This window comes from Polaribacter sp. SA4-10 (assembly GCF_002163835.1).
In the GTDB taxonomy this organism is placed as follows: Bacteria; Bacteroidota; Bacteroidia; order Flavobacteriales; family Flavobacteriaceae; genus Polaribacter.
Map to the genome: position 1 here is coordinate 3,098,486 of NZ_CP019331.1, position 12,832 is coordinate 3,111,317.

Genomic DNA, 12,832 nt, shown 5'->3' on the forward strand with positions numbered 1-12,832 from the left:
AATTTTTAATATTAAAAATTGTTTATTGTTTTCCTAATAGCAACTAAGTTCGTTAAAAGAGCTTCTAAATTGTCTAAGTGTAACATATTTGCACCATCACTTTTTGCATTTGCAGGATCAAAATGTGTTTCAATAAATAAACCATCAACATTATTTACAACTCCAGCTCTAGCAATAGTTTCTATCATTTCTGGTCTTCCACCAGTAACTCCAGCAGTTTGATTCGGTTGTTGTAAAGAGTGAGTTACATCTAAAATTGTTGGCGCAAATTCGCGCATTTCAGGAATTCCTCTAAAATCTACAATCATATCTTGATAGCCAAACATCGTTCCTCTATCTGTAATCCATGCTTTTTCAGAACCAGCATCTTTCACTTTTTGAACAGCGTGTTTCATTGCACCAGGACTCATAAATTGTCCTTTTTTTAAGTTGACAACTTTACCCGTTTGTGCAGCTGCAACTACTAAATCTGTTTGACGAACTAAAAAAGCAGGAATCTGTAAAACGTCTACATATTCTGCAGCTTTTATTGCATCAGAAACTTCATGAATATCTGTAACAGTTGGTACTCCAAAAGTCTCAGAAACTTTACGTAAAATTTTTAATGCTTTTTCATCTCCAATTCCTGTAAAACTGTCAATTCTACTTCTATTTGCTTTTTTAAAACTTCCTTTAAAAATATACGGAATTTCTAATTTATCAGTAATTGAAATTACTTTTTCTGCAATTCTCATTGCCATTTCTTCACTTTCAATAGCACAAGGCCCAGCAAGTAGAAAAAAGTTATTAGCGTCTGTATGTTTTATATTGGGAATAAGAGATAAATCCATCATTAAAAATTTTTGGACAAAAATACGAAATTTAATTAGCTATATTTATGCTTTTAAAAAATCAAATAAAATGAAAAAAATAATACTTTTAGTTTTAATATTTTCTGGAATAATTTCTTGTAAAGAAAGTTCTAAAGTAATTAAAGTAGATAATAAAGAAGTAACAATTGATTCTTCAACTGTGAAAAAACACTTGTATACTTTGGCTTCGGATGAAATGGAAGGGAGAATGACAGGAACACCTGGAATTGAGAAAGCAGCTAAATATATAGAAAATGAGTTTAAAAGAATTGGTTTAAAAACATATGATACATTAAAAGATTATAGACAGACTTTTACTTTTACCGACAGAAGATCGAAAAAAGAATTAACTACGAGTAATATTATAGGAGTTTTAGAAGGGAAAAGCAAAAAAAACGAATATGTAATTGTTTCTGCACATTATGATCATTTAGGAATTAGAAAAAAAGAAGGACAATTAGATAGTATTTACAATGGTGCAAATGATGATGCTTCTGGTGTTACAGGTGTTTTGGCTTTGGCAGAATACTTTAAAACAAAAGCAAATAATGAAAGAACCCTTCTTTTTGTCGCTTTTACTGGAGAAGAAATGGGATTAATTGGTTCTACCCATTTTGGTAAAGGAATTGATGTTAGTAAATTTGTTGCAGGTATTAATCTAGAAATGATTGGTAAAACACCAAGTTTTGGACCAAATACAGCTTGGTTAACCGGTTTTGATCGTTCTGATTTTGGGAAAATTGTTCAAAAGAATTTAGAAGGTTCGGGCTATACTTTACATCCAGATCCGTATTCAAAGTACAATTTGTTTTTTAGATCAGATAATGCTTCTTTAGCACGTTTGGGAGTTCCTTCTCACACATTTTCTACAACACCAATTGATGTAGATAAAGATTATCATAAAGCTTCAGATGAATCAGAAACATTAGATTTTGCCGTAGTTACAGAAACTATAAAAGCGGTTGCTAAGGGAACTGAAAGTATTATTAGCGGAAAAGATACGCCAACAAGAGTGGTACTTGAAGAAAAGTAAAAATAATGGCATTTAGTTAATATTTTGCAGACAGAGTTTCTCAATTTTTGAGAGAAAAAAGTATTCATTTTGATGCTGAAAAAAGGAAAGGCTTTGTTTATTTAAGTGATGAAGCTTTAGATGTAAACTTATATTATTGTTTACACTTAGCATTAGACTTTAATCCACTTTCAAAAGCGAGTAAAAGAAAATCCTCTAAAAAATTAATTTAGAGGATTTGTATTTTATTAAAAGGTGTTATTTAAAATTGATACCTAACAGCTAAAGCAATATCAGAATTTAATCCATCTAAACCACCAGCAATACCAATTTCAGGTCTATAATCTATAGAAAGTAAAATTGGGGCATCAAAATTGTATTCAATTCCAATAACTCCTGCACCATAAATTCCCATTCCATCTGCAGAGACTAATCCACCACCAACACCAGCATACCAATTAAATTTATCTTCTAAACTCCAAACCCATTGGTACAATCCAGTTGCTTTAAAGTTGGTAAATTCATTTGCCAAACCTAAATCAATTTCTAATCGATTGCTATCTCCAAGAGATTTTTGGTATGAAATTTCACCACCAACACCATTTCCTCCTCCAAAACGTAAACCTATTGCATTATCAGAAATATCTTGTGCATTTAAGGAAAATGCTGAACCAATTAATAAGGCTACTAATAAAAACACTTTTTTCATATAATGATTATTTTATAAGTTAATATCGATGCAAATTTACATCTAACTTTTTTAATTATTGTTTTGTTAATTGAAATTTTATTTTTCTTGAACGTTTATTCTTACACCTTCAGAATGACTGCTAAATTCAGGAGCATACATACTTTGTATGGTTGTAATTCCATTACTAAATTCCCCCGCATTATTTACCCGAACATCATATTCAAAAACATAAACTCCTTTTGGTAACCTCTCAAAAAAGAAATTGGTTGCAGCATCTTTTGTGCTTTCATAATACCCCAAACTATCTTGATATTTGTATTTAGAAAGTACATTTATTGGTTCAACTCCAGAAGCTCTCATATCTTTCATATGGATAAATTCCATATTTCTATCAGAACGTAATTCGATTCTTACAGTAATTAAATCACCAACTTTTAATTGAGTATTTGGGTTGATTTCTTTTAATTCTTTTCCTGTATCAGGATTTACTTTTAAGAATAATTTCTTATTTAATTTTAGTGGAGTTTCAGCTGAGGTAATCTTGTCTAAATCTTCAAAATATTGCCAATACAAACCTCCCCAAGCAATTCCGTTTCCTTTTTTTGTAATGGTAACTTCGCTCATTTTTGGTGTAATTTCTGTTCCATTCCAAGAAGTTTTAAAATAACCAGTTCCTGCTTCAATTTTTACATCATCAATCTCTGATGGATTAATAGCTTTATCACCAACTTTAATGTCTACCATTTCTGTGATTGAAATCCAATCGCTTCCATTTAATAATAAAGCATAGACAGCTTCTGTGGTTGCTTTTGTAGTTTTCCATCGATTAGTTTGCTTGTTTTTTAACAACCAAATTTTTAGATTATCAATAGTTTCTTGCTTGTCTTTATGAATTTCAGAAAAAACTTCAATCATCAATGCCTGTGTTTCTATTGGAGCTTGATAATAGTAGTAACCAGCAGTATTCGATTTCCAGTACATTCCTAATTCATCTGAAGTAATGCTATTCTCTTCTAATGATTTTAGAATCTTGTTTGCAACCGTTTTTTTATCAGCTCTAAAAAGAGAGAGTGCAATTTGACCTTTTGCATATAAATTATATTCATTCCAATATCTTACAGATTGATTTTTATAATATTCAACAGCTTTTTGTAGATTATCATCTAAGGAAATAGCTGTGTAAAAACTTCGCATATATAAATACTGAATCGTAAAATAACCTAGATTATTTTTCTCTAAATACGCTTTGTATTTTTTTTCTCCTTCTTTTTTTGTTTTTGCTTGCTGTTTTTTTTCTTCAGCTTTTTTTAATAATTTCTCATATTGTTCTAGTAATTCTCCATCTAAAAATTTCACTGATTTTTCAATCATTTCTGAAGTAGATTCATCAAAATTAGTAACTCCTAATTTCTGTAAATGACCAAAACCTGTTGCAATATGTTGCGTGATAAAAGTACTTTCAAATCTACTTCCTTTAAACCAGGGGAAGCCACCAGAATTCATCTGAATACTTTTCAGTTTATTAATGGCTTTTTCTTGCTCATTTTTCATTTTATTTGAATCAAACAATAACGCAATTCTTTTCTTTTGTTCAGTTTCAGACTGTGCATCTCTTAACCAAGGCGTTTCTTGAAGAATCAATGATTTTAATTCTTGATTCTTTTCTAAATTTGATAATAAGGCATCAGAAGATTTCCAAGCATTAAAGACTTCCTGAATTTTCGGGTTTGAATTTGCTACAAAACTTGCCAATGTATTTGCGTAATATTTAGAGAATGTTTGCTCTGCACATTCATAAGGATATTCCATTAAATAAGGCAAGGATTGAATTGCATACCAAACAGGATTTGATGTCATTTCTAACGTCAACTTATGGTTTTTTAAAGTTGAAGATGCATTGTTTTTCAACTTATCTAACGTAAATGTTTTGGTTTGATTAGAACCAATCCACATTGGTAATGTTTCTGTAACTAACATTCTGTTTGATAAAACGGGCAATGCATTTTGTTCTCCGTCTGAAAAAGCGCCTGCTTTTGCAACAATTTTATATTGTACAGCTTGCACAGTTTCAGGAATTGATAAATTCCATGAAACAGAGGTGTTTCCATCTTTATCTACATCGAAGTTTTTGTTTTTATCAATATTGTTTAAATCAATATCTATTTCTTTTCCTGTTATTAAATCTGTTAATTCTAATTGCGCAAAACCGCTTAAAGAATTGTTTGTTAAATTACTAATTTTTGCACTGAAAGTGATTTTATCACCTTCACGTAAAAAACGAGGTGCATTTGGCACAACCATTAACTCTTTTTGAGTAACAGTTGTTAATGTTTTTGTTGCCGATTTTAAATCTTTTGTATGTGCTAATAATTGCAATTTCCACCTTGTTAACGCTTCTGGAATTGTGAAATTAAAACTTACTTGTCCGTTTTTATCTGTTCTTAATTTGGGGAAAAAGAAAGCCGTCTCTTGGAAGTTTTTACGAATTTTAATTCCTTCTAAAGAAATTTTTTCTTGTAGTTTTTTAGATTCTGGAGCTAAATTAGTTACTACAATTTCATTTAATATAGCTTCTGATGACATCATTATTGATTCTTCAACTTCCATCTCATCTTCAACTATTTGAATTTCTTCAGCTTTTCCTTTTTTAGAAGTACTTGCCATACGTCTTATCATAATATTTCTATTCCTTCCAAAATAAAAACCAAACCAATTATAAGCATCATAATGAATACTTGGAAACCCATAATCATTTCTCTGGTTATTTCTGATGTTGAAAAAAGAATTTTTAAAACTATGATTTGCGTTACTTTTATTATAAGAATAGTAACTTCCTTTTGAGGTAATTGGATTAAAATTCCAATCATGAGGTTTAAACTGATCCAGAGAAGCGTCATACATAGAAGCTAAAACTTCTGCAGCAACTTTGTTGTTTTTATCATTTTTAACAGTAAAACTCCAAGTTTCATTTTGTCCTGGTAGTAGTTTGTCTCTAAAAATGTTAGTTTCAATTTGTATGTTTTCTTGTTCTTGATGAACGTTAATTAGTACACTTCCACTTTTAAAATAATTATAATTTACAAAGTGATATTTAATAGCAAAACCACCAATATCTTCTTTTTTTACAGGGATTTTTATTGTTTTTGATGTATTGTTTAATTTCACTAAACAAGTTTCTATAACTTTATGATCCTTTTCAATTTGTACAATAACAGTAATGTTTTTAGAAGCGGAACCAATTTGTAGTTTTACAACATCATTTGGTTTGTAACTTGTTTTATCAGTTTGTATTACAAATAATTTATTGTCTGCAACTTCTTTTTCTTTTAATGAAAAAACTTCAAATTTTTGTTGATCTTTTACTGCTTGTCCAAATTTATCTTGGCTTTCTAAAAGGATAATATATTTTCCAGAAATCCAATTTTTTGTATTTGCTAATTTGATTTCTTTCGCTATTTCTGTGTCAAAATATGAGCTAAAAACTAAAGCTCCTTTTTTCCAGTTATTCTCATCTGCTTCTTCATCTGTATAAGCTTCATTTGGAAAAAGTGCTCTAAAAGTAGTTTCAGAAATATCTTGATAATCAGGAGCAGACCAAACTCTTTTTCTCAAAGGATTTTTAGGTGCTAGTAATTTATAAATTTTTAGAGTTCCTTTAGCAGAAACAAATTCTCCGTTTAAGTTTTTTGTATCAACTTTTAATATATTGTTCTTGGTGTTTTTATCAATTTTAGTATCCAAAGAAATAGAAGCTAATAAACTGTGGTACCCTATTTTTATAACGTTTGTAGCGCTGTGACTTTCTCCATTAATGTCGGTTACGTCAGCAGTAATTTCATAATTAAAAATTGGTAAACTTGCTTTTGAAACACTTTCATCAGGCATTGCTTTAAATACAATTTTGAATTCCCCTTTTTCATTGGTAATACCTTCACCGTGTGTAATTTCTTGTGCTTCAGAAGTTGCTCCCGGTCTACGCCAAAACCACCAATTTGGATATTGCACTTTTCTAGATACTCTATAAACCACTTTTGCATCTGTAATACTTGCGCCAGAAAACGCTTTCGCAAAACCTTTTACAGTAACAGAATCGTTTAGTTTAAAACTTTCTTTTATAGGTTTAAACTCAGTTTCAAATTTGGGTCTTTTGTATTCTTCTACGGAGAAGCTATAATGGTTATAATCAAAATTACTAATAACCTTATTATCTTGTTCTAAAACCTCAGGTTTAGAGGTGATTAAGTACTGACCTGTTAACCCATTATTTGGTAAAATGAATTCTCCTGAAACTGATCCAAATTCATTTAGTGTTAAATTGATTTTTTTTATTTCTTGATGATGAACATCAAATAACCTTATATCAACTTTTTTATTTTTTAAAACTTCAGATTTCTCTCCTTTTTTTTGGATTACAATTGCTTTAAAATAAACAGTTTGCCCTGGTCTGTAAATACTTCTATCTGTAAAAATAAAGGACTTAATCAATGCTCTTTCATTCTTTTTATAATCTTTTGAACTATTTTTATATAGATAAAGGTTCCCAAAAGAGGTACTATCATTTTTAGTTTTTACTGAAATTTCTACCTTTTGATAATAGTTGCTACTTTTAAAAGAAGCAAAACCATTTTTATCTGTAATTAGTTTTTTGTTAATAGAAGCACCTCTATTCTTTTTCTTATTTTTAACATGTATTTCAGCATTTTTAATAGGTTTTCCTGTGTTTCTGTCTACAATTTGATAATTGTATCTTCCATCAAAATTATTTTCTATTAAAGTTAAATTTGTAACTTGAATAGTAGTTGTTCCATAGATGTTTTCTTTATTAATTTCTTCTTTTTCAGAAGCAAGAATTAAATAATTACCATTATTGAATTTAGGAACAATAACCTCTGTTGTATGTTGAAGAAAGTCTTTGTCATCGCGCAATTTTTGATGCCAAGTATGTGTTTTTTTAAAGCTATTTATAAGAGAAATTCTATCTTTAAATAGATGGGTTTTATTAAACTGTACTAATTGTTCTTGTGTAATTATATATGCTGTAAAAAATAGTTTTTCAACGTTTTTATACTGTACTAATAGTCTTGAGTTTTTATTGATAGGTATGTACTCTTCAGTAGTAATTGATATTGTTTTTTGTGTAATTTGAGATTTTAAAAAAGTACATTTTTTTGCACCTAAACTTTTAGGAAATTGTTTAATAATACTATTACAAACATCTATTGCAGAACTATTTCTAAATCTTTTGTGTTCCTCTTTTGTGTTTAAATAGCTACTTGCCTCTTCTCTGTAAAATTTTGAAATTTCAAAAGCATATAATCCGCTGACTTCATTTTTTTTAAAATTTTCAAAAGATTTCTTCAATGTAGCATATAACACATCTTCTTTACCGTTAAAAGTTGCATGTTGTTTTACAAAATTTATTCTGTGTAAGTCAATATCTACTAATGCTTTTAAGTCATTTCTTTTTAAATGAAACTCAATTAATTTTTGATAAACTTTTAATGCATTAAACTGAAGCGATAAGCTGTCTTTTGAAACTAAATTTAGTTTTGAAAATGTATTCAGATCACTCAAATAAGCAACACTGTCTACAGTAAATTTATAGGAAGGTCTTGTAATTGAAGTTTCAGAAGACTTGTAAAACGCCAAGGCATTATTTGCTAAAAAGTCATATAAAGTAGGTTTGTAGTTTTTTGATCCTTTTTGTATGTGTAAAATATCGGAGAAATCATAAATATCAGTTTTTTGAAGTTGCTCACTGTTTTCTAAAGAAGCTTCAAAATAACAATGAACTTCTTTAAAAAGTGTATTTAAATCCCAAGTTCTAAAATCTAGTGCATCAACCTTTTTTTCTGTTTTTGTTCGGTTGTAAAATTTATATCTATTCTGTTTAAAATATTGCCAATACAAAGTAGCTAAGACATTTTCTAATATGTTTTTCGTAGGAAATTCACTTTTTAAAATATGTTTTTTAAAGGAATTAATCACTTTTAATTGTGCGTCTTCTTCTAATATTAGAGAAAATTTACTTTTATAAAAAAGTGATTTTATAATTTGTGGAGAATTTTTTTCTTTTTCGGCTTTTGCATAGATTTCTTCTGCAATTTTTAAGGCTGATTTTGGTAAATTATCAATTTCAAATTTCTCAACTTCTAACCATAGATCTTTAAAGTTATGTTGGGCATTTACTATGTTGGAAAATAAGATAATTATTAATAATGATGTAATAAGTTTTTTCATATTTCAAAGGATTAATGCAGTTAGAAGCATGAGTATATCATTTAATAAAACAAACTAAAATTAGTATACTTACCTTTTTTAGTATGTAAAACTATTTTTTAATTGAGTTTCGTTCTAAAGATACTTTATATTGTACAAAGCTTTTGTATTTTTACTTTTTATAAAAATTAATTGTTAATGAACATTCATTTTATTGCTATTGGTGGTAGCGCAATGCACAATCTTGCAATTGCTTTAAATCAAAAAGGATACCAAATTTCTGGAAGTGATGATACAATTCACAATCCTTCAAAATCTAGATTAGAAAAATACGGTTTATTGCCTAAAGAATTTGGTTGGTTTCCAGAGAAAATTTCATCAGAATTAGATGTAATTATTTTAGGTATGCATGCTAAAAAAGACAATCCAGAGCTTTTGAGAGCGCAAGAATTAGGGCTAAAAATTTATTCTTATCCAGAGTTTTTATATGAACAATCTAAAGACAAAACTAGAGTTGTAATTGGCGGTTCTCATGGGAAAACGACTATAACTTCTATGATTTTACATGTGTTAAATTATCATGAAAAAGAAGTAGATTATATGGTTGGTGCTCAATTAGAAGGTTTTGAAACCATGGTTCACTTAACAGAAGAAAATGAATTTATTGTTTTAGAAGGCGATGAATATTTAAGTTCACCAATAGATATGCGTCCTAAATTTCATTTATACAAACCAAATATTGCTTTGTTAAGCGGAATTGCTTGGGATCATATTAATGTTTTTCCAACATTTGAAAATTATGTAGAACAGTTTAGAATTTTTACTGATTCTCTAATTAAGGGAGGAATTATGGTGTATAATGAAGAAGATGAAATTGTAAAAGATGTTGTAGAGTCTTCAGAAAATCATTTTAAAAAAAACACCTATAAAACTCCAGAACATTTTATAAAAAATGGGATTACTTTTTTAGAAACTCCGGAAGGTGATTTGCCTTTAGAAATTTTTGGAAATCATAATTTACAAAATTTAGCAGGGGCTAAGTGGATTTGCCAACACATGGGAATTGATGAAGATGATTTTTATGAAGCTGTTGCAAGTTTTAAAGGGGCAAGTAAGCGATTAGAAAAAATTGCTGAATCTAAATCTACCGTTTTTTTTAAAGATTTTGCTCACAGTCCAAGTAAAGTTGAAGCAACTACAAATGCAGTAAAAGAACAATACTCTGAAAGAACAGTTTTTGCATGTTTAGAATTACATACGTATTCTAGTTTGAATGCAGAATTTTTAGCAGAATACAAAGGAGCTTTAGATAAGGCAGATAAAGCAGTTGTTTTTTATTCCCCGCATGCTGTGAAAATTAAACAATTAGAAGAAGTTACAGCCCAACAAATTGCAAATTCTTTTGAAAGAGATGATTTAATTATCTATACGAATCCACAAGAATTTAAAGACTTTTTGTTTCGTCAGAACTTAGAGAACACAGCAGTTGTTTTAATGAGTTCTGGGAATTATGGGGGTTTAGATTTTGAAGAAGTTAAGGGTTTGGTTTAGTTTTTTTTAATCCTAGTTGCACTAGCTTTTCTCTTTGCCAGTTTTTATCAGTTGTTCTTTTAAATAACCAAGTTCTATGATCTTTATTGAAAATAGATTTGTAAATAATATTTAATCTACTCTTTGAAAATATAATTAAGTTTGTTTTCTTTGAATGATTGTTAGCAAATTTTAAGTCGGTTATAGATCTTTCAAAAGCTTGAATCTGTTTTTTAGATTCATCATTTTGTTCAAAACCAATAGACTCAATTTCTCCAAAAGCTATATAACAAATAGATAAAAAATTATTTAAAGGGTTAAATAATTTTTCAAATCGTTTAACTGCTTTTTTTGTGTCAGTTTTTTGTGATAACAAAAAAACATCATATGCATTTCTTAATGCAATTTTTTTATACTGCATTCCATGATCATTAATTTGATTTGAAATTATTGATAAGCATAACTGATTTTCAAAGCTTAAAAAATGGATATCATTTATTTTTTGAGCATCTTTTACAACAAATTCATAGTTAAATTCATCAGCATATTTTTCAATTAATAATTCTTTATGAATTTCTACAGCAGCTATTCTATTTTCTTTTTGTAGCCTTGAATAATGCTTGAACTGTGGAAATTCATAACTGTCTTTAGATACCTTAGAATAACTATTTGAAGTTAAAATTTCAATAGCTCTTGGGTAGTCTTTTTTAGAAAAGATGAAATCGATATCCCCAACCATTCTTTCTGCAATATCTGCATACAAACCCTCTAACAAATTACCCGTTCCTTTTAAAAAGATAGGAGTGATGTTATTTGATAATAATAACTCATTTATTTCTTTTGCTTGCGTTATTATTTGTTGATTTCTTTCTCTATTTAAATCAGTAATATGAATCATATAATTCACTAATTCTTCAGGTAAATAATGAAGGAAGTTAGCATGTTTTAGATTACAATACAAAGCAGGGAAAACATAATGAGCAGTACTAACTTTTACGAGATTATCCCAGTCTATTTCTGTTGTTTTTAATAGATGTTCAATTTCCTTTTTATTCTTTTCCTCTAAAGAAATAGTCAAACATTTTGCAATAAAAAATAAAATTTCTTTATAGTTCATTCTTGAAAATTTTAGAAACAGTTTGTATCATTTCATTATTATTAGAATAGGTAATTTGATAACAGTTTAATTCTTCAAACCAATCTAAAAATATTTGTGCATTTTCTTTGATTGGTGAAAGCCAAGAATCTGGAACCAATTGTTGAAATGCATCAATTTTAGAGATTTTATTACAAACCATTTTAGCACCTTTTTCATATTTTATAAACACTAAGTCATTACAGGGTAAATGCGCGAAATAATTATCATTATTTGGTTTTAGATAGCGTACAATTTTATTTAGTCTTTTAAAATTATATTCAGCTGTAGTTTCTAACTCAGGATAAATAGGAAGTAAGGTTTCTAAGCTATTTTTTTTAATAGATATTGATGCAGGAAAACTGTATACTTCTTGTTTTTTTACATCAATAGGTACAAAATCATCTGCTAAACATGTAAAACCATTTGCTTGTAATATAGCTAAAGAAGTACTTTTTCCATTGCCAGAATCCCCTAAAAAGAGAATGGATTTTTCACCATTACTAACTGCAGATGCATGAAAAACTCCCATCCATTCACTTTCTTTTTTTTGATGAATTTTCTGAATAAATTGCATAGAAAATTTGCCTTGAAAATAATGAATGTTTTTATTGCTCCAAGCTCCAATTAATTCTTTATCTACTATAAGAAAGATGTAATTGTTATTTATAAAAACATCGAACTCAAAATCGAAACTTTCACTATTATCAATACCTAAATGTGAAAATTTTGGATGTACAAGTGAAAGCTCTTTTTCGCTTAAATAGGAAACTTTAAAAACTAGATTATTTACTTTGTAGTATTTTATAAAGTGAAATGATTTTGGAGTTTTTATGTCTCTATAATCATTTATCAATTTAGAGTCAATAATGCTTTTAGGTTCGTAAATTCTTTTTTCTAAATCTAATATAAAATCGATCGTTTTTTCTAAAGGAATCGCTAGTTTTTTAGATAAGGTTTCTGCAATTTTATTTACTGAAACTCCTCTGCTCAATCTTTTTAAAATAGCTGCAGTTGTATTTTCTAGAATAAGATATTCATTACTGCTTTCAAACCAAACAATAGTTTTGTTTTCCGTTGTTTTATATAAGAAATTTGATTGTTTTTTCATAAAGAATAAATGTAGTTGTTTTATTATTTACATAAAATTAAAAACGCCTCAATTTTGAGGCGTTTTTATAAAAGAGTTTACGATTTATTAAAAGCTAGTTACAAAAGCTAGTTACAAAAGCTTCTTGAGAAGCTGTTTGAGCTTTTTGTGGATGTAAAATGAGATAAGTTCCTAACGAAGCTAACGCTATATATTTAACATAATTTCCAATTTTTTTAGTTGCTTACTAATGAGAAATTTCTTGAGTACTATTTATTGTGTTTTCTATATTTTTTTTATAAAG

The 12,832-nt window shown here is 28.4% G+C and carries 8 protein-coding genes; 3 read left to right on the forward strand and 5 right to left on the reverse strand.

All coding sequences use genetic code 11. The annotated features are described in order from the left end of the window. Window positions 1-11 precede the first annotated feature (11 nt). Window positions 12-830 carry a 3-deoxy-8-phosphooctulonate synthase gene (kdsA, locus tag BTO04_RS13535; RefSeq protein WP_087565006.1) on the reverse strand — a complete coding sequence of 273 codons (819 nt, stop codon included), beginning with the start codon at window positions 828-830 and terminating at the stop codon, window positions 12-14. Between the two features lie 70 nt (window positions 831-900). On the opposite strand from kdsA, the gene BTO04_RS13540 reads away from it, so the two are divergent. Both BTO04_RS13540 and BTO04_RS15270 read left to right on the forward strand, forming a co-directional pair. Further along, complete coding sequence (locus BTO04_RS13540) at window positions 901-1,884, forward strand: M28 family peptidase (RefSeq protein WP_087565426.1); 984 nt, start codon at window positions 901-903, stop codon at window positions 1,882-1,884. A gap of 47 nt (window positions 1,885-1,931) precedes the next feature. Further along, window positions 1,932-2,096 (forward strand): hypothetical protein, encoded by a 165-nt coding sequence (locus tag BTO04_RS15270; RefSeq protein ID WP_157662472.1) that lies wholly within the window; start codon window positions 1,932-1,934, stop codon window positions 2,094-2,096. A 29-nt stretch (window positions 2,097-2,125) separates the two neighbouring features. Here the strand turns inward: BTO04_RS15270 and BTO04_RS13545 are convergent, their stop codons facing one another. Further along, a complete protein-coding gene (locus tag BTO04_RS13545; RefSeq protein ID WP_087565007.1) occupies window positions 2,126-2,572 on the reverse strand; it encodes a hypothetical protein in 447 nt (148 codons plus the stop codon). 78 nt (window positions 2,573-2,650) lie between these two features. After that, window positions 2,651-8,794 (reverse strand): alpha-2-macroglobulin, encoded by a 6,144-nt coding sequence (locus tag BTO04_RS13550; protein WP_087565008.1) that lies wholly within the window; start codon window positions 8,792-8,794, stop codon window positions 2,651-2,653. Window positions 8,795-8,971: 177 nt separating this feature from the next. Between BTO04_RS13550 and BTO04_RS13555 the strand changes: the two genes are divergently transcribed. Further along, a complete protein-coding gene (locus BTO04_RS13555; protein ID WP_087565009.1) occupies window positions 8,972-10,324 on the forward strand; it encodes a UDP-N-acetylmuramate--L-alanine ligase in 1,353 nt (450 codons plus the stop codon). On the opposite strand, the gene BTO04_RS13560 is transcribed toward BTO04_RS13555, so the two are convergent. Together BTO04_RS13560 and BTO04_RS13565 are read right to left on the reverse strand one after the other, a co-directional pair. Continuing rightward, window positions 10,308-11,420: a nucleotidyltransferase family protein gene (locus BTO04_RS13560; protein ID WP_087565010.1), complete on the reverse strand. Its 1,113-nt coding sequence runs from the start codon at window positions 11,418-11,420 to the stop codon at window positions 10,308-10,310. The two genes, BTO04_RS13555 and BTO04_RS13560, sit on opposite strands and share 17 nt — an antisense overlap. Then, on the reverse strand, window positions 11,410-12,549 hold the full coding sequence (locus tag BTO04_RS13565; protein WP_087565011.1) for a hypothetical protein: 1,140 nt from the start codon (window positions 12,547-12,549) through the stop codon (window positions 11,410-11,412). The genes BTO04_RS13560 and BTO04_RS13565 overlap by 11 nt, the downstream gene beginning before the upstream one ends. Window positions 12,550-12,832 lie beyond the last annotated feature (283 nt).